Origin of the sequence: Nocardioides guangzhouensis (genome assembly GCF_004519545.1) — a bacterium.
Lineage (GTDB): Bacteria > Actinomycetota > Actinomycetes > Propionibacteriales > Nocardioidaceae > Nocardioides > Nocardioides guangzhouensis.
On the sequence record NZ_SDKM01000013.1, the window covers coordinates 45,748 to 63,594 of the forward strand.

The window sequence follows — 17,847 nt, forward strand, 5'->3', positions numbered from 1 at the left end:
GTCTCCGCCTTGGCGGGGTCGGGGCGGTTGCGGCGCTCGACCGGCTGGTCGGGGGTGAGCTGCCCGGTGGTCAGGTCGGTGGTCAGGTCGGGGGTCAGGTCGCTCATGAGGAGTACGCGCTGTTCTCGTGGACGTAGGCGTGGGTCAGGTCGTTGGTCCAGACGGTGGCCCGCTCGGAGCCGGCCTTGAGGTCGATGGTCACCGCGACCTCCCGTCCGGTGAGGTCGACGGTCGCCGGATCGGCAGCCGGGGTCGAGGTCCGGCACACCCAGACGCCGTTCATCGCGACGTCGAGGTCGGCCGGGTCGAACGCCGCCTGCGTGGTGCCGATGCTGGCCAGCACCCGCCCCCAGTTCGGGTCGTTGCCGAACACCGCGGCCTTGAAGAGGTTGCTGCGGGCGACCGAGCGGCCGACCTCGACCGCGTCGTCCTCCGACGCGGCGTTGAGCACGGTGATCGCGATCTCGTGGTCCGCGCCCTCGGCGTCCTGGAGCAGCTGCATGGCCAGGTCGGTGCAGGCCTGGGTGAGCGCCGCCGTGAAGTCCTCGGGCGTCGGGGTGATCCCGCTGGCGCCGCTGGCCATCACCGTGACGGTGTCGTTGGTGGACATGCAGCCGTCGGAGTCGAGCCGGTCGAAGCTGACCCGGGTCGCGGCGCGCAGCGCGGTGTCGAGCTGGGTCGCCGGAACCACGGCGTCGGTGGTCAGCACCACCAGCATGGTGGCCAGCTGCGGGGCCAGCATCCCGGCACCCTTGGCGATGCCGCCGACGCTCCAGCCGGCGCCCTCGACCACGACCTGCTTGCTCACCGAGTCGGTGGTCATGATCGCCTCAGCCGCGTCGCCACCGCCGTCGGCCGACAGCGCGGCGTACGCCGTGTCGACCCCGGCGAGCACCTGCTCGCGGGGGTTGGTCAGGCCGATCAGCCCGGTCGAGCACACGACCACGTCGATCGCGCCGATCCCGAGGTGGGAGGCGACGCGCTCGGCGACCGCGTGCGTGGTCTGGAAGCCGTCGGGGCCGGTGTAGCAGTTGGCCCCACCCGAGTTCAGGAACACGGCGCGGACCACGCCGTCCTTGACCACCTCCTGGCTCCACAGCACCGGGTTCGCCTTGCAGCGGTTGCTGGTGAACACGGTCGCGGAGTCGAAGGCGGGGCCCTGGTTGACGACGAGGGCGACGTCCTTGCCGCCGGAGGCCTTCAGGCCGGCGGGGACGCCGGCGGCGGTGAAGCCGGCAGGGGTGGTGACGGTCATTTCCTCTTCTTCCTGGACTGCGACCCGGCGGTGACGGGGACGGCGTCGGCGACGGTGTGCCCTCGTCGTCGCCACGCCTCCGCGGCGTCGTCCGCCCGATCGGCCGGGACCAGGATCCAGTCGGTGTCGAAGGTGGAGAGCGTGAAGACGCTGATGGTCTCCCGGGCCAGCGGGGCGAGCAGCTCGGCAAGCACGCCGGTCAGTGCGAAGTCGAGGGTGCCCTGCACCGCGAACGCGGTGAACGGCCGCTGGGCACGGGCCTTGGTCGGGACGCTGCGGGCCGCGCAGACCAGCGAGGTCTCGGTGGCCGTGGCGGTGACCGAGAAGACCGAGGAGGACTCGGCCCAGTCGGGCACCTCGGAGCCCGGCGCCAGCCGGACCACGGCCAGGGTCTCGGGGAAGCGGTCGAGCGCGTACGTCGTGCCGCTCACGGCATCGCTGCTCCCGCTCACGGGGCCAGTCCCACGGCCGAGAGCCCGGTGCCCTCGTCGAGGCCGAGCGCGAGGTTCATGCACTGGACGGCGGCGCCACCGGTGCCCTTCGCGAGGTTGTCGACGGCCCCGACCGCGACCAGCCGGCCGGCCGCCTCGTCGACGGTGACCTGCACGTGCACGGCGTTGGAGCCCACCACGGACTTGGTCTGCGGCCAGGTGCCCTGCGGGAGCAGGTGCACGAACGGCTCAGCGGCGTAGGCCTTCTCGTAGACGGCGTACGCGTCGTCGGCAGGGAGGTGCGGCCCCCCGCCGGACAGCGGGGCCGAGCAGGTGGCGAGGATGCCGCGGGGCATCGGCACCAGGACCGGGGTGAAGCTGACCCGGACGGGCGTGTCGGTCAGGCCGGAGAGGTTCTGGGTGATCTCGGGGGTGTGCCGGTGGACGCCGCCGACGCCGTACGCGCTGGCGTTGCCCATGACCTCGCTGCCGAGCAGGTGCGGCTTGGCCGCCTTGCCGGCGCCGCTGGTGCCGCTCGCCGCGACCACGACGACGTCGGGGTCGACGATCCCCGCGGCGACCGCCGGGGCGAGGGTGAGCGTGGAGACGGTCGGGTAGCAGCCGGGAACCGCGATCCGGGTGGCGCCGCGGAGGTGGTCGCGCTGGCCGGGCAGCTCGGGCAGGCCGTAGGGCCAGGCGCCGGCGTGCGGGCCGCCGTAGAACCTCTCCCAGGCCGCGGGGTCGGTGAGCCGGTAGTCGGCGCCGCAGTCGATGACCACCACGTCGTCGGGCAGCGCGGCCGCGATCTCGGCCGACTGGCCGTGCGGCAGGCCGAGGAACACGACGTCGTGGCCGGCCAGCGTGTCGGGGGTGGTCTCCTCCAGGACCCGGTCGGCCAGCGGCACGAGGTGCGGCTGGAGGGTGCCGAGGGGCGTGCCGGCGTTGGACCCGCCGGTGAGCGCACCGATCTCGGCGTCGGGGTGGGACAGCAGCAGCCGGAGGACCTCGCCCCCGGCATAGCCGCTCGCCCCGGCGACGGCGACGGAGAAGGACATGTGCATAACCATACAGAGGAATGCATGGACTGCATATTCGGATGTCACCTGTCGGACGCCGCCCCTAGGTTTGGCGCCCATGAGCCTGCTCCCCCACCCGGCGTACCTCGACCACATCCGCACGGAGTCCCGCCGCTTCCGCGAGGTGCTGGCCGGTTGCGACCCGGCCGCTCGGGTCCCCAGCTGTCCCGGCTGGGACGCGGCCGACCTGCTCTTCCACCTTGCCGGGGTCCAGCGCTTCTGGTCAACGATCGTGCGACAGCGGCCCGAGGGCCCCGAGGCGCTGGCCGAGCCCGAGCGCCCCGCGACGTACGACGGGCTACTGGGGTTCTTCGACGAGTCCTCCGCCGCCCTGGTCGACGCGCTCGAGCAGGCCGACCCGGTCGAGCAGGCGTGGACCTGGGCACCGGAGCAGACGGTCGGCTTCATCGTCCGCCGGCAGGCGCACGAGGCGCTCATCCACCGGCTCGACGCGGAGCTGACCGCCGGGCAAGTGACGCCGCTCGACGGCACGCTGGCCGCGGACGGCGTCGCTGAGGTGCTCGGGGTGATGTACGGCGGCGGCCCCGCGTGGGGCACGTTCACCCCGCGCGACGGGCTGGTCAGGTTCGACGTCGGCGGTCTCGCAACGCCGGTGTTCGTGCGGCTCGGCTGGTTCACCGGCACCGACCCCGACAACGGGAAGACCTACGACGAACCCGACATCGGGGTGGTGCCAAATGACGGCACCGAGCCCCACGTGGTGGTGGCCGGGGCCAGCGGAGTCCTCGACGCCTGGCTGTGGCGCCGCGGAAGCGACGAGGGCATCGCGGTGTCCGGCGACGACGCGGTCTGGAGCCGGTTCCGGCAGATCGTGGCCCAGCCGATCACCTGACGCCGACCACCCCGCCGGAGCTGGACGGGCAGTTCCTGCGCTTGACGGGCGAAGTTCTGCCCGTCAAGCGCAGGATTCCCCGGTCGACCGGGGGATCCTGCACACATCTCAGTCCACCCAGAAGCCGCGGCCCGACCAGTCGCCGAAGTGGTCGCGGTAGGAACCGCCGGATCCCCGGGAGCCGAGGTAGCTGCCGACCACGGCGGCGCCGAGGTCGTCGAGCTCGGGCGCGACCACCCGGCCGTCGACCCGGCGGGCCATCTGGTCGACGAACCGGGCCAGGCCGGGGTCCTCGCCGAGCCGGAAGAACGTGGTTTGGGCGCCGAAGCGCGCGGCCGCGTCGAGCTCGCGCACGCTGTAGGCGATGGTCAGCGGGTGCGGCGGGTAGGAGAACCAGACCTCCCCGTCCGGCTCGAGGTGCGAGGTGGGCTCGCCGTCGGTGACGATCAGCAGCACCGGCTGGGCGTGCGGGTGCTTGCGGAAGTGCCGGTTGGCGAGCAGCAGCGCGTGGTGCAGGTTCGTGCCCTTGTCCCAGCGGGCGTCGAGCGCGGTCAGCTGCTCGATCGGCATCACCTGGGCGTGCCGGCCGAACGCGATCACCTCGAGCGCGTCGCCGCGGAACCGGCTGGTGACCAGCTGGTGCAGGGCCAGCGCGGTGCGCTTCATGGGCACCCAGCGGCCGTCCATCGCCATCGAGAACGAGGTGTCCACGAGCAGCGCGACCGCGGCCTGGGTGCGGGCCTCGGTCTCGACGACCTCGACGTCGCTGATGTCGAGGCGGACGCGGGGGGCCCTTGGTTTCGAGACGCTCCCTGAGGAAGGCGAGGGACGAGCCTGTCTCGAAGGGCGCTCCTCAACCAGCGGACCTTCACGCTCCTCCACTGGCGGGGGTTTCGAGACGCTCGTTCCTCGCTCCTCCACCAGCGGAGGTGAGCCGGCAGGGCCCTCGGAGGCGTTGCGGAGCACGGCGTTGGTGACCGTGCGGGTCACGTCCCACGGCTCGGTGTCCCCGAACTCCCACGGCCGGGTCGCGCCGCTGCGCTCCCCCGCCGCCCCGGCGGTGCGCAGGTCGCGCTGACCCTGCCGGGCCGACATCCGGTTGGCCACGTCCTTGAGCAGCGCGCGACCGAGCTGCCGCATCGCCTTCGGCGACAGGCGGAGCTGCCCGTCGGAGGTGCGCTTGAGGTAGCCGGACTCGCGCAGTGCCCGCTCCAATTCGGCGAGCGTCCGGGCGTCGACGGCCGCCCTGTCGCCGAGCTGCCGGGCCAGCTTGTCCAGGTCGACGTCGTCCATGCGGGCGCCGTCGTACGACTGGCTCAGCTGGTCGGCCAGGTCGTCGAGGTCAGCCAGGTCCTGCAGCACTCCGGTGCCGTCGCCGAGCCCGAGCCCCTCCTCGCCGTCGAACCGCTCGGAGCCGCCCCAGTCCTCCCCCGGTCGGAGCGCCTGGAGGTTGCCGTCGAGGCGGTCGAGGGACTGCATCAGCTCCGGGGAGCCGAACGCCTGGGCCGCGAGCGCGTCGAGCTCGTCGCGCTGCTCCTGCGTCATCGAGTTGCGCATCCGCTGCGCGGCGGCGGCGCGCGCGGCGAGGGAGTCGAGGAGCTCGTCCATGGTCCGCGGGTTCTCGGGGAAGAAGTCCCCGTGCTTGTCCATGAACTCGCGGAACTGCTGGTCGGTGTCCTCCCCGCGGCGGTGCGCCTCCAGCAGGTCGTTGAGGTCCTGGAGCATCTCGTTGACCGCGGCCCGGTCCTCGTCGGTGGCGTTCTCGAGCGCCTGCTTCATCCCGGCGAAGCGCTGGTCGAGCATCTCGCGTCCGAGCAGGTCCTTGATCTGCTCGTAGGCCTCGCGGGCCTCGCCGCTCTGCCAGTCGTACGTCGAGAGCTCGCTGACGGCCGCCGCGGTGCTGGGCGGCAGGTTGTCGAGGCGCATCTCGCGGAACGAGCGGTCGGCGTCGTCCATCTCCACGTCGCGGGCCAGCTGCCCGCGCTCGGCGAGCAGCGCCTTGTCGAGCAGCTCGCGGACCTCCTGCATGGTGCCGTCGAGGTGGTGCCGCTGGAGCAGGTCCCGCCGACGCTCGGCGACCCGGCGGGCCAGGTCGTCCAGGCCCTGCTGGTCCTGGCCCCCGCGGCGGAGGAACTCGCGCATCGCCCGCTCCGGCGAGTACCCCGCCATCACCTCCTGGCCGATGTGGTCCAGGGCCTCGGCCAGGTCGACCGGGGGCGCGAGCGGGTCCGGGCCGCCGGTGTAGCGGCCGTAGCGGGACCGGTGCGAGCCCCTCACTATCCGTAGACCGTCTCTCCGGCGGCCGAGTCCTTGTCGACCTTGCGCGCGAGGTAGAGCCCCTCGAGCGCCAGCTCGATCGCGCTGGCGCGCTCGCCGTCGTTGTGCGCGGCCAGGGCGTCGCAGACCTGGTCGTAGAGCTCGGACTCCCCCAGCACCGGCAGCCCCGCCAGGAAGTCGCGGGCAGCGACCTGCTCACCGGTGGAGACCGACGCGCCGTCCTCGATCGCCCCCACCAGCAGCGCGAAGTCGATGCCGCGGAAGTGGCTGCGGACGGTGTCGGCGGTGGCCTTGCGGAGCAGGTGGTCGAGGATCTCGCGCTCCCGACCCTCCTCGCCGGTCTCGAACTCGACCTTGCCGCCGAGCACGTCGACCGCGGCCTCGAGGTCGACCACGCGGGCGACCGCCTCGTCCTCCCCCTGCGAGGTCGCGCGGTGCAGCGCCGAGGCGGCCATGGTCTCGGCGCCGGCGATGGAGAACCGGGCGGAGACGCCGGAGCGCTGGTCGACCGAGCCGGACTCGCGCAGGTTGCGGGTGAACCGGGCCAGGATCTCGACCAGGTGGTCGGGCACCTCCGCGACCAAGGACGCCTCCTGCCGCACCACGGCCACCTCGTCCTCGAGGGCGACCGGGTAGTGGGTGCGGATCTCGGCCCCGAACCGGTCCTTCAGCGGGGTGATGATCCGGCCGCGGTTGGTGTAGTCCTCGGGGTTGGCGCTGGCGACCACGAGCACGTCCAGCGGCAGCCTCAGCACGTAGCCGCGGATCTGGATGTCGCGCTCCTCCATCACGTTCAGCATCGCGACCTGGATCCGCTCGGCGAGGTCGGGCAGCTCGTTGATCGCGACGATGCCGCGGTGCGAGCGCGGGATCAGACCGAAGTGGATGGTCTCGGGGTCACCGAGGGTCCGCCCCTCCGCGACCTTCATCGGGTCCACGTCGCCGATCAGGTCGGCGACGGAGGTGTCCGGAGTGGCCAGCTTCTCGGCGTACCGCTCGTCGCGGTGCCGCCAGGCGACCGGCAGGTCGTCGCCGAGCTCGGCGGCCCGGCGCTGCGAGGCGTGGGTGACCGGGAGGTAGGGGTGCTCGCCGAGCTCGGATCCGTCGATCACCGGCGTCCACTCGTCGAGCAGCCCGACCAGGGTGCGCAGCAGGCGGGTCTTGCCCTGCCCCCGCTCCCCGAGCAGCACGACGTCGTGCCCGGCGAGCAGCGCCCGCTCGAGCTGAGGGATCACGGTGTCCTCGAACCCGTGCAGCCCGGGCCAGGGGTCACGCCCCTCGCGCAGCGCCGCGAGCAGGTTGGCGCGCAGCTCCTCGCGCAGGCTCTGGGCGCGGTGCCCGGTGGCGCGGAGCTCGCCGACGGTCCTGATGGTGGGTGCGTCCGTCACGCGCTCCAACGTACTCAGCGAGCCAACCCTGGAGTGCGCTCACACCCGCTGGACGGCGCCCGTGCGCTCGGCCGCGGCGGCCACCGCGGCGTCGCGGGCGGCTCCGGCCTCGCCCTCCTTGAGGGTGCGGTCGGGAGCCCGGAAGCGGAGTGCGAACGCGAGCGACTTCTTGCCGGCACCGATCTGGTCGCCGGTGAAGACGTCGAACAGGCGCACCGACTCCAGCAGGTCGCCGGCCCCGTCGCGCAGCGCGGCCTCGACGTCCGCGGCCGGGACGGAGTCGTCGACGACCAGCGCGACGTCCTCCTTGGCCACCGGGTAGTCCGAGAACGTCGGTGCCGGGACCAGCGCCACGGCGTGCTCGAGCAGCGCGTCGAGGTCGATCTCGGCGGCGGCGGTGCGCGCGGGCACGCCGTACGCCGTGCACACCCGCGGGTGCAGCTCTCCGGCGTGGCCGAGGACCACGTCGCCGACCAGGATCTCCGCGCACCGGCCGGGGTGCCACGGCGCCCTCTTCGCGGCGCGGACGGTCACCTCGACCGACAGCACCTCGGCCACCGCACGGACCGCGTCGACCGCGTCCGCCCAGCTCGCCGCCCGACCCTCGCCCCACCATCCGGGCTGCTCCCGCTCGCCGGAGACGGTGAGCGCGAGGTGCAGCGGCTGGTCGGGCAGGGCCTTGTCGAGGTCGGCGATCTCGCCCTCGGTCGGGCGCCGGTCGACGCCGTAGATCGGGGCCGGGCCGCCGCCGTGCGGCAGGGTCACGCTGGCCGCCTCGAAGAGCGCCGTCGAGGTGGCGCCGCGGCCGGCGTTGCGGGCCACCGTCTTGAGCAGGCCGGGCAGCAGGGTGGTGGTCATCGCCGGCTCCTCCGACGACAGCGGGTTCGCCAGCCGGAGGACGGTACGGCGCTCGTCGTCGGCCGGGAGGCCCAGCGCGTCGAGGTCCTGGTCGCCGACGAACGGGAACGTGATCACCTCGACGTACCCCTCGCCGGCCAGCGTGCGGCCCACCCGGCGCCGCAGCTTCTGGGCGCGGGTGAGGCCGCGGCCGGACGGGGCCGGGGGCAGCACCGACGGGATGACGTCGTAGCCGACCTGCCGGACCACCTCCTCGACCAGGTCGAAGGGGTCGGTCAGGTCGGGTCGCCACGGCGGCGGGGTGACCTCGACGCCGTTGCCGTCGATCGCGAGTCCGGCCCCGATCGCGAGCAGGGACTCCTCGGCGGTCCCGTCGCTGATCTCGAACCCGGCGACGACGCCCGGGAGGGCCAGCGAGGTGCGGATCGGCTCCCGGCTCGGGGCCTCGCCGACCAGGGTGACGCCGTCGTGCACCGTGCCGCCGCCGTACGTCGTGAGCAGCTCGGCGACCCGGTCCGCGGCGATCGCGGGCAGGGTCGGGTCGACGCCGCGCTCGTTGCGCTTGCCGGCCTCCGAGGAGAGCTTGTGCCGCTTGCCGGTGCGGAACATCGAGACCGGGTCCCAGTGGGCCGCCTCGATGACCACGTGCGTGGTGGTGCCGGACAGCTCGGTGGTGGCACCGCCCATGACGCCGGCCAGGCCGATCGGGCCGGAGTCGTCGACGATCACGAGGTCCTCGGGGTCGAGGGCGCGGTCGACGTCGTCGAGCGTGGTCACCCGCTCCCCCGGCTGCGCCCGGCGCACCCGGATCGGGCCGGCCAGCCGGTCGCCGTCGTAGCCGTGGATCGGCTGGCCGAGCTCGAGCATCACGTAGTTGGTGACGTCGACGGCCAGCGAGATCGGGCGCATCCCGGCCAGCAGGATCCGGCGTGACAGCCAGGTCGGGGTGGGCGCGGAGGGGTCGAAGCCGGTCACCGTGCGGGCGGCGAACACCGGGCAGCCGGCCGGGTCCTCGACCAGGACCGGGTAGCCGTCGCCATTGGGTGCCGGGACCGTCCGGGCCGCCGGGTCGTGGAACGCGTCGACGTCGCCGACGGCCAGGGCCGCCTCGCGGGCCACGCCGCGCAGCGACAGCGCGTAGGCACGGTCGGGGTTGATCTCGAACTCGATGACCTCGTCGCGCAGGTGCAGCAGCTCGAAGACGTCGTCGCCGGGCTTCCCGGCGTCGGCCGGCAGCACGATGATGCCGTCGTGGTCGTCGCCGAGTCCGAGCTCGCGCGACGAGCAGATCATGCCGGCGGACACGTGCCCGTAGGTCTTGCGGGCCGAGATCTCGAACCCACCGGGGAGCACGCCGCCGGGGAGCACCACGACCACCAGGTCGCCGGGCGCGAAGTTGTGGGCTCCGCAGACGATGCCCTGCGGCTCGCCGGTGCCGTTGGCGTCGCCGACGTCGACGGTGCACCAGTTGATGGTCTTGCCGTTCTTCTGCGGCTCCGGCTCCATCGTCAGCACCCGGCCGATCACCAGCGGTCCGCTGATGTCGTGGCCGGGACGCTCCAGCGCCTCGAGCTTGAGGCCGAGCAGGGTGAGCCGGTGGGCGAGGTCCTCGGTGGACAGGTCGTCCGGCAGGTCGACGTACTCGCGCAGCCAGGAGAGCGGGACGCGCATGGGGCTAGATCTCCGTTCCGAAGGCGGAGGAGAAGCGGACGTCCCCCTCGAAGAAGTCACGCAGGTCGCTCGCGCCGTGGCGGAACATCAGCGTGCGGTCGATGCCCATGCCGAAGGCGAACCCGGTGTAGCGGTCGGTGTCGATTCCGCAGGCGGTGAGCACCCGCGGGTTCACGACGCCGCAGCCGCCCCACTCGATCCAGCCCTCGCCCTTGCAGGTGCGGCAGGACGCCACCGCGGGCGACGCGCCGCGGCAGACGAAGCAGCGCAGGTCCACCTCGGCGGACGGCTCGGTGAACGGGAAGTACGACGGCCGGAAGCGGGTGGTGATCCCCTCGCCGAAGAGCTGGGTCGCGAAGTGGTCGAGGGTGCCCTTGAGGTGGGCCATGGTGATGCCCTCGTCGACGACCAGGCCCTCGACCTGGTGGAACATCGGCGAGTGCGTGGCGTCGTACTCGTCGGTGCGGAAGACCCGGCCCGGGCAGACGACGTAGATCGGCGGGGTGCGGGTGAGCATGGTGCGGGCCTGGACCGGCGAGGTGTGGGTGCGCAGCACGACGTGGTGCTCGGGCGGCTCGGTCCAGAACGTGTCCTGCATGGTGCGGGCCGGGTGGTCCGGGCCGAGGTTGAGCGCGTCGAAGTTGAGCCACTCGGCCTCGACCAGCGGTCCCTCGGCGACCTCCCAGCCCATCGCGACGAACAGGTCGGCGATGTGCTCTGACTGCAGCGTGATCGGGTGCCGCGAGCCGCGGCGGCGCCGCTCGGTGGGCAGCGTGACGTCGACGGTCTCCTCGACCAGCATCCGCTCCTCGTGCTCGACCTCGAGCACCGCGGTGCGCTCGGCGAGCGCCTTGTTCACCGCGCCGCGGGCCTGGCCGACGCGCTGGCCGGCCTCCTTGCGGGCCTGCGGGGGCAGCGCGCCGATCTCGCGGTTGGCCAGGGCCAGCGGTGAGCGATCGCCGGCGTGGTCGAGCCGGACCTGCTTGAGCGCGTCGAGGTCGGCCGCGGCGGCGATCGCCGCCAGGGCGGCGTCGCGCATCGTCTCGACCTGCTCGGCCTTCAGCGGCGTGACCTCGACGGGGTCGTAATCGGTGTTCGGACCCGACATGACTGCCTTTCCGGCGGGATGGGGTGTGCTGGTGCGTCTGCGGGGCAAGTCTAGGAAGACCGGCCCGGCGCGCGCGATTCGGCTCCTAGGGTGGGCACATGCCGCCCGCTGTCGCCCGCATCCGCCGCGCGACGGCACAGCTGCTGCGGTTCGGGTGGCTGGAGGCGCAGTCGTGCGTGTTCGCGTTCGGGGTGTTCGTCGGGCTGGCGCTGGCGTTCGTCGTGCCGCTGCCGGTCGCGCGGTACGACGCCCTGCTGCTGTGGTGCCTGCTGCTCACGTTCGGCTTCTGGGCGCTGGGGCTGGAGTCGTGGCGCGAGGTGCTGGTGATCTTCGCCTTCCACGGGCTCGGCCTGGGCCTCGAGCTCTTCAAGGTGCACCAGGGCTCGTGGGTCTACCCGGGCGACGCGGTCACGATGGTCGCCGGGGTGCCGCTGTTCTCGGGCTTCATGTACGCCGCGGTGGGCTCCTACATCTGCCAGGCCTGGCGCCGGTTCGACCTGCGGGTGACCGGCTACCCGGCCGCCGCCACCACCGTGGTCGCGGTCGGGATCTATGCCAACTTCTTCACCCACCACTACATCGTCGACCTGCGTGTCCTGTGGGCCCTGGTCGGGCTGTGGGTGCTGCGCAGCTGCCACGTGCACTACACGGTCGGCGCCGCGCGTCACCGCATGCCGCTGGCGCTGGCGTTCCTGCTGATCGGCGGCTTCCTGTGGCTGGCCGAGAACGGCGCCACCTTCCTCGACGCGTGGAACTACCCCGGCCAGGTCGACGTCTGGGAGGCCGTGCACGTGTCCAAGCTCGGCGCCTGGGCGCTGCTGGTGACGATGAGCTTCGTGCTGGTGGCGACGGTCAAGGCACAGGAGGGGCGGCTGTACGCCGTGCCGGCACCGGAGCAGGCTGACGGGCTCAGTCCTGGCGACGGTCCTGGGCCGGCCAGTGGATCTCGATCCGGGCCCCGCCCGCCGGCGAGTCGCTGATCGTCAGGGTCCCGCCGTGGGCGCGGACCAGCCCGTTTACGAGGTACATCCCGAGCCCGGAGCCACCCCGCTCGCCGTGCTTCCAGAACTTCGTGAACACCCGGCGCCGGATGTCCGGCGGGATGCCGCGTCCCGCGTCGTCCACGGTCATCAGGACGCCCGGGAACTCGGCGTACGCCGGCAGCGGGGCCAGGGTGACGGTGACCGTCCCCTCGCCGTGCCGCACGCCGTTCTCGACGAGGTTGGTCACCACCTGCGTGAACTTGTCCGGGTCGACGGTCACGGTCGGCAGGTCGCCGTTGACCACCAGCTCCACGGAGCGAGAGGTTCCGGCGGCCACCGAGTCGACCACCCGGCCGACCAGCACCGTCGAGTCCTGCGGGCGGGGGTAGAGCGAGAGCCGCCCGGTGTCGATCCGGGCCACGTCGAGGAGCTCGGCGATCAGCCGGCTGAGCCGCTCGGAGTCGGAGTGGACGGTGGTGAGCATGAGCCGCTTCTGCTCGTCGTTGAGCTTGTCCCAGCGGTTCAGCAGCGCCTGGACGAAGCCCTTCACGCCGGTCAGCGGCGAGCGGATCTCGTGGGCGACGGTGGCCACCAGGTCGGAGCGCTCCCGGTCGAGGCGGGCCCGGCCGCGGCCGGAGCGCAGCGTGATCGCGACCAGCTCGACCGGGTCGCGTGGAGTGGGACGGTGGATCCGCGCCGTGACCAGGACCTCCTGGCCGCTGGGCAGGGTCCACGGCTGCTCGGGGACACCGGTGCGCGTCGACAGCCCGTCGTACGGCGCGTTGTGGCTGCACCAGTCGTTGCCGTCCTGGTCCTGCAGCCGGAGCACCTCGTCGAGCGGTTGGCCGGTGGCACCGCCGCCGAGCATGGCGCGGGCGGTGCGGTTCAGCTCGACCACGGTGCCGGCGCCGTCGGCGACCACCACCCCGTCGGGCAGCGCGTCGAGGACCCCCAGATGTGTCACGTCCAGCAATCTAGAACACTCTGCGTCCTGGAACACCGTGCGCCGGCCGGGACACGGCGCGCTGGTTGAATGGTCGTCATGCAGGAAGCCGCGGCGCCGGACCTCCGTCCCTGGTGGCCGCTGGCCGGCGCCGACGACCTGCGCGCCGCGCTCGAGGCGGCGTACGCAGACCCGGGCCGCGGCTACCACGACACCCGGCACCTCGCCGAGGTCCTGGCCCGGCTGGACCAGATCGGCGCCGGGCACTACGACCGGCTGCCGGTGCTGCTGGCGGCCTGGTTCCACGACGCGGTGTACGACGGGCAGCCCGACCCCGAGGAACGCTCGGCGCGATGGGCCGCGGAGGCCCTGGTGGGGCTCGTCGACGACGCGGTCGTGGCGGAGGTGGCCCGGCTGGTGCGGATGACCGAGCAGCACCGCCCGGAGCCGGGCGACCGCAACGGCGAGGCACTCTCCGACGCCGACCTCGGGATCCTGGCCGCCTCCGCCGGCCGCTACGCGGAGTACGTCGGGCAGGTCCGGCGGGAGTACGCCCACGTCCCCGGCTACGCCTTCGCCACCGCCCGGGCTGCGATCCTGCGCGACCTGCTGGCCAAGGAGGCGCTGTTCCACACGCCGTACGCCCGCGAGCGGTGGGAGGACGCGGCCCGCGCCAACGTGGAGCGCGAGGTGGCCGAGCTCGAGCGGGTCACCCCGGGAAGCTGAGCACCCCGTCGGCGATCCGGGACCGCACCCCGAGCGGCACCGCGAGGTTGGTGTCCTCGTGCCCGACGGCAGCGTCGGCGAGCAGGGGCACGCCGAGGCCGCCGAGCCGGTCCGCGAGCAGCGCGCGCACCGCGGCGGGGTCGCGGCAGTCGGTGAACTGTCCGAGCACGATGCCGCGGACCTCGTCGAACCAGCCGGCCCGCAGCAGCTGGGTCACGGACCGGTCGAGGCGATAGGGCTCCTCCCCCACGTCTTCCAGCACCGCGATCGAGCCGGCAGCCGGGTGGGTCAGCGGGGTGCCCGACGACGTCGCCAGCACGGTCAGGTTGCCGCCGACCAGGGGTCCGGTGGCCTCGCCGTCGACCACGGTGTGCCCCCGCACGTCGACCGCCTCGCCGTCCATGAGCAGCGCCCGGAAGGCCTCCCGGGTGGCCACGTCGCGGTCGGCCAGGCTGGCCGCCATCGGCCCGTGCACGGTGGCCACCCCGAGCCGCGAGGCGAACGCCTGGTGCAGGGCGGTGACGTCGGAGAAGCCGATCAGGGTCTTGGGCGCGGCCAGGGCCAGCGCGTCCCAGTCGAGCAGGTCGAGGATCCGGTGCGCGCCGAACCCGCCGCGCACGCACCACACCGCGGCCACCTCCGGGTCCCGCCAGGCGTCCGCGAGCGCCTCGGCCCGGGCCTCGTCGTGGTCCACGAGCCAGGGGTACGGCGCGGTGCCGGGCTCGGCGGCCGGGCGCACCTCGAGGCCCCACGACGCGAGCAGCGCGGCCCCGGCCTCGACCCGCTCGCCGTCGGCCGGCCCGGCCGGCGCCACCAGCGCGACGACGTCCCCCCGCCGCAGCGCGCGGGGCCGGAGCAGGGACCGTCCGGGGCGGCGCGGCCGCAGCGCCTCGCTCTTGCGGCGGCGCAGCCCGGCGTGCCGGAGCCGGGAGATCAGCTCGCGCGACGAGACCGGCAGGGCGCCCGCAGCCACCACCCGGTCGTACCACTCGGCGGGCACGTCGTAGTGGTCCCGGTCGAAGCCCCGCTCGGGGACCCCGAGCCCACGCGCGAACGCGTGCAGCTCGTCGTACGACGTGTCGCTGGCCAGGTGCGACCAGAGCCGGCCGTGACCCGCCGCGTTGGGCGGGTCGATGAGGACGGTCATGTCCCCATCATGTCCGGGCCCGCGAACGCTGGGCGCGGGCGCTGGCGTAGAGGCAGACCGCGGCCGCGGTCGACAGGTTGAGGCTCTCGGCACGGCCGTGGATCGGGATCGCGACCCGGTGGTCGGCCAGCGCGGCCAGCTCGGCGGGCAGCCCCCACGCCTCGTTGCCGAACAGCCAGGCAGTCGGCCGGGTCAGCAGCCCGTCGTCGGCGGCGTCGTCGAGGTCGACCTCGCCGGCGCCGTCGGCGGCGAGCACGGTGAGGCCGGCGGCCCGGAGCCGCCCGACCGCGGCGGCCGGGTCGGGCTCGACCGCCAGCGGCACGTGGAACAGGCTGCCGACGGTGGCCCGGACGGTCTTCGCGTTGTAGGCGTCGACCGAGGAGCCGGCCAGCACCACGGCATCCGCTCCGGCGGCGTCGGCCGTGCGGATCACGGTCCCGGCGTTGCCGGGGTCGCGGACGTCGGCGCAGACGACGACGAGGGGTGGCGTCCCGTGGGCCAGCAGATGGTCGAGGGGCCGGTCCACGAACCGGCACCGGCCGACCACGCCCTGCGGGTGCACCGCCTCGGACAGCGAGGCCAGCGCGGCCTCGTCGACCAGCGTCCAGGCCGGCGCGGCGGCCCGGAGGTCGGCATACGTCGCCGTGGCCGCGGGTGTCGCGAACACCTCGACCACGCAGCCGGGCACCGACAGTGCGCCCTCGACCGCCTTGGGGCCGTCCGCGAGGAACTCGCGGTGCTCGGCCCGAAATGCGCGACGGGCGAGCTTCCGCGCGGTCTTGACCCGTCCGCTGGTCTTCGTCAGCGGGACGCCGTCCGGCGTCAGGTCAGCGCGGGAGCTCGCCACGTCGTGTGTCTGGTGGTCTCGAGGACCGGCGACGGTCAGGCGGTCGCCTCGGCGCGAGGCGCGTTCACGTCCTCGGGGAGGGCGGCCTTCGCGGTCTCGACCAGGGCAGCGAACGCCGGGGCGTCGTTGACGGCCAGGTCGGCCAGGATCTTGCGGTCGACCTCGACACCCGCGGCCTTGAGGCCCTGGATGAAGCGGTTGTAGGTGATGCCCTCCGCACGAGCGGCGGCGTTGATCCGCTGGATCCACAGCTTGCGGAAGTCGCCCTTCTTCTTGCGACGGTCGTTGTAGCTGTAGACCAGCGAGTGGGTGACCTGCTCCTTGGCCTTGCGGTAGAGGCGCGACCGCTGGCCGCGGTAACCGCTCGCCCGCTCGAGGACGACCCGGCGCTTCTTCTGGGCGTTCACTGCCCGCTTGACGCGTGCCACTGTGTTACTCCTTGCTCAAATCTGGGGTTGGTGCGCGACGGGTCAGAGACCCAGAAGCTTCTTGGCGGTCTTGACGTCGGACTTGGCGACCTCGGTGGTACCCGACATGCGGCGAGTCATCTTCGACGGCTTCTTCTCCAGGTTGTGGCGCAGGCCCGTCTTCTGGCGACGGATCTTGCCCGAGCCGGTCACCCTGAACCGCTTCTTGGCACCGGAGTGCGTCTTGTTCTTCGGCATCTCTTCGCTCTCTGTGTTGTTGCTACCGGTCTGGCCTGGGGGCGAGGCTCAGACGTCGATGTCGGGGTCGAGGTTCTCGGAGCGGCGCCGCTCCTTCTTCTCCGCCGCCGGGGTGACGGCGGCGCGCTCGGCGCGCTCCTCGGCCTGCTCGGCGGCGCGCTCGGCGGCGCGGCTCTCCTTCGCGGCCTTCACCTCGGCCTTGGCCTCGGACTTCTTCTTGTGCGGACCCAGGACCATGATCATGTTGCGCCCGTCCTGCTTGGGCGCGCTCTCGACGAAGCCGAGCTCCTGCACGTCCTCGGCCAGCTTCTGCAGCAGCCGGAACCCGAGCTCGGGACGGTGCTGCTCACGACCGCGGAACATGATCGTGATCTTCACCTTGTCGCCGGCGCGCAGGAACCGCACCACGTGACCCTTCTTGGTCTCGTAGTCGTGCTGGTCGATCTTGGGACGAAGCTTCATCTCCTTGATGATCACGTTCGTCTGGTTCCGACGTGCTTCACGGGCCTTCTGGGCGTTCTCGTACTTGAACTTCCCGTAGTCCATGAGCTTGCAGACGGGCGGACGCGCGGTGGGCGCCACCTCGACCAGGTCGAGGTCCGCCTCCTGGGCCAGCTTCAACGCCTGGTCCGTCGGCACGATCCCGACCGTCTCGCCATTGGGTCCAACGAGCCGGACCTCGGGAACCCGGATCCGGTCGTTGATGCGCAGCTCAGTGCTGATGTGTCCTCCTGAATAGACGAAAAAAGGCTTCCGCTGATAAGCGGAAGCCAGTCTCCTGGTGCACGAGGACACCTTCTCAGGCTCCTCACCGCACGGCGTGCGCCGCGAGGCCGGGGCCTGGGACCGGACCCGACGACCTGGTCTCGGTCGATGCGGGTGGGAAGCCGGAGCCTCCGCTTGTCAGATCCACTCCGTCGTGCGGGTGCACGGCAGGGCAGATCGGTCAGCGAACAGGTTACCGGTCAACGTCCCGAATTGCCCAATTCATTCCCCGCCCGGTCGCTCCCGTCCGCGGGTGCGAGCCAGACCGACCGGCCCTCGACCCGGGCCAGGGTCCACCCGGCGGCGAGGCCCGTGAGGTCGTCGCCCTCGACCACGAACGGCACCGGTCCGGCCACGTCGACCACCAGCGCCGCCGCCCCGTCCTGCACGGCGGACTGCGCGGCCACCCGGGTCGGCACCGCCACCGGCCGGGCCTCGGGGTTCCACGCCCGTAGCGGGCCGGTCCCGGTGAACGCGAGCAGCGCGAGCCGGCCGTCCGCGCCGGTCAGGAGCACCGCCGCCATGTCACTGGACTTGTCGTGGGCCAGCCCGCGCTCGTCGTGCTCCACCTCGCCGAGCAGCGCGACCACCGGTACCAGCAGCCGGCTGGCCTGGAGGACGCCGAGGACGGCGGTGTGGGCGTCGGCGCCCCGGTCGCTCCCGGCGTACGCCGCCAGGGCGGCTACGACGCCGGCCGGCTGCTCGCCGGTGTCGTCGGGGAAGGCGGCGGACTGGAGCCGGGCACCCTCGAACCGGTTCGGGAACGGGTTGCCCCGGGCAGGGGCGCCGGGAGGGGTGTCGGAGTCGGACATGGCGCACCAGCCTACGCAGCCGGTTGGGGTGTCGTGTGACAG

Annotated in this window: 17 protein-coding genes; 3 read left to right on the forward strand and 14 right to left on the reverse strand. The window is 73.0% G+C overall.

Translation table 11 applies throughout. The features are described from left to right. Positions 1–103 precede the first annotated feature (103 nt). Genes argJ through argC form a run of 3 tightly spaced genes read right to left on the reverse strand, consistent with a single transcriptional unit; the run spans position 104 to position 2,747 of the window. Entirely contained in the window at positions 104–1,255 is a 1,152-nt protein-coding gene (argJ, locus tag EKO23_RS10425; protein WP_134716930.1) for a bifunctional glutamate N-acetyltransferase/amino-acid acetyltransferase ArgJ, read from the reverse strand. Continuing rightward, positions 1,252–1,686: an ACT domain-containing protein gene (locus EKO23_RS10430; protein ID WP_167880417.1), complete on the reverse strand. Its 435-nt coding sequence runs from the start codon at positions 1,684–1,686 to the stop codon at positions 1,252–1,254. The genes argJ and EKO23_RS10430 overlap by 4 nt, the downstream gene beginning before the upstream one ends. Before the next feature lie 17 nt (positions 1,687–1,703). Then, positions 1,704–2,747 (reverse strand): N-acetyl-gamma-glutamyl-phosphate reductase, encoded by a 1,044-nt coding sequence (gene argC / locus EKO23_RS10435; protein ID WP_246051019.1) that lies wholly within the window; start codon positions 2,745–2,747, stop codon positions 1,704–1,706. Between the two features lie 73 nt (positions 2,748–2,820). On the opposite strand from argC, the gene EKO23_RS10440 reads away from it, so the two are divergent. Further along, a complete protein-coding gene (locus EKO23_RS10440) occupies positions 2,821–3,615 on the forward strand; it encodes a maleylpyruvate isomerase family mycothiol-dependent enzyme (protein WP_134716936.1) in 795 nt (264 codons plus the stop codon). 108 nt (positions 3,616–3,723) lie between these two features. Here the strand turns inward: EKO23_RS10440 and EKO23_RS10445 are convergent, their stop codons facing one another. The 4 genes from EKO23_RS10445 to pheS are packed head-to-tail and all read right to left on the reverse strand — an operon-like array spanning position 3,724 to position 10,917. Next, positions 3,724–5,892, reverse strand: a complete 2,169-nt coding sequence (locus EKO23_RS10445; RefSeq protein ID WP_217702567.1) for a vWA domain-containing protein — start codon at positions 5,890–5,892, stop codon at positions 3,724–3,726. Further along, the gene (locus EKO23_RS10450; RefSeq protein WP_134716940.1) at positions 5,892–7,280 is read right to left on the reverse strand and encodes a MoxR family ATPase; all 1,389 of its coding nucleotides are present in this window, start codon (positions 7,278–7,280) and stop codon (positions 5,892–5,894) included. The genes EKO23_RS10445 and EKO23_RS10450 overlap by 1 nt, the downstream gene beginning before the upstream one ends. A gap of 39 nt (positions 7,281–7,319) precedes the next feature. Next, entirely contained in the window at positions 7,320–9,809 is a 2,490-nt protein-coding gene (gene pheT, locus EKO23_RS10455) for a phenylalanine--tRNA ligase subunit beta (RefSeq protein ID WP_134716942.1), read from the reverse strand. Between the two features lie 4 nt (positions 9,810–9,813). After that, positions 9,814–10,917, reverse strand: coding sequence for a phenylalanine--tRNA ligase subunit alpha (gene pheS, locus EKO23_RS10460; protein ID WP_134716944.1), 1,104 nt, complete (start codon positions 10,915–10,917; stop codon positions 9,814–9,816). Positions 10,918–11,015: 98 nt separating this feature from the next. Between pheS and EKO23_RS10465 the strand changes: the two genes are divergently transcribed. Further along, a complete protein-coding gene (locus EKO23_RS10465; protein WP_134716946.1) occupies positions 11,016–11,897 on the forward strand; it encodes a DUF817 domain-containing protein in 882 nt (293 codons plus the stop codon). On the opposite strand, the gene EKO23_RS10470 is transcribed toward EKO23_RS10465, so the two are convergent. After that, positions 11,827–12,864 carry a sensor histidine kinase gene (locus tag EKO23_RS10470; RefSeq protein ID WP_246051012.1) on the reverse strand — a complete coding sequence of 346 codons (1,038 nt, stop codon included), beginning with the start codon at positions 12,862–12,864 and terminating at the stop codon, positions 11,827–11,829. The genes EKO23_RS10465 and EKO23_RS10470 overlap by 71 nt on opposite strands. Positions 12,865–12,942: 78 nt before the next feature. Here EKO23_RS10470 and EKO23_RS10475 point away from each other — a divergent pair, with 78 nt between their 5' ends. Continuing rightward, positions 12,943–13,569, forward strand: coding sequence for an HD domain-containing protein (locus EKO23_RS10475; protein ID WP_134716948.1), 627 nt, complete (start codon positions 12,943–12,945; stop codon positions 13,567–13,569). Here EKO23_RS10475 and EKO23_RS10480 read toward each other — a convergent pair. The 6 genes from EKO23_RS10480 to EKO23_RS10505 form a co-directional block, all read right to left on the reverse strand. Next, complete coding sequence (locus EKO23_RS10480) at positions 13,553–14,716, reverse strand: DUF4031 domain-containing protein (RefSeq protein ID WP_134716950.1); 1,164 nt, start codon at positions 14,714–14,716, stop codon at positions 13,553–13,555. The genes EKO23_RS10475 and EKO23_RS10480 overlap by 17 nt on opposite strands. Positions 14,717–14,723: 7 nt before the next feature. After that, positions 14,724–15,563 (reverse strand): TrmH family RNA methyltransferase, encoded by an 840-nt coding sequence (locus EKO23_RS10485; protein WP_246051013.1) that lies wholly within the window; start codon positions 15,561–15,563, stop codon positions 14,724–14,726. Between the two features lie 35 nt (positions 15,564–15,598). Next, complete coding sequence (rplT, locus tag EKO23_RS10490) at positions 15,599–15,991, reverse strand: 50S ribosomal protein L20 (RefSeq protein ID WP_134716952.1); 393 nt, start codon at positions 15,989–15,991, stop codon at positions 15,599–15,601. Positions 15,992–16,033: 42 nt separating this feature from the next. Further along, entirely contained in the window at positions 16,034–16,228 is a 195-nt protein-coding gene (gene rpmI / locus EKO23_RS10495; protein ID WP_134716954.1) for a 50S ribosomal protein L35, read from the reverse strand. Positions 16,229–16,276: 48 nt separating this feature from the next. After that, the gene (gene infC, locus EKO23_RS10500) at positions 16,277–17,002 is read right to left on the reverse strand and encodes a translation initiation factor IF-3 (protein WP_134717104.1); all 726 of its coding nucleotides are present in this window, start codon (positions 17,000–17,002) and stop codon (positions 16,277–16,279) included. A gap of 191 nt (positions 17,003–17,193) precedes the next feature. Next, complete coding sequence (locus tag EKO23_RS10505) at positions 17,194–17,805, reverse strand: SseB family protein (RefSeq protein WP_134716956.1); 612 nt, start codon at positions 17,803–17,805, stop codon at positions 17,194–17,196. Between the last annotated feature and the right edge of the window lie 42 nt (positions 17,806–17,847).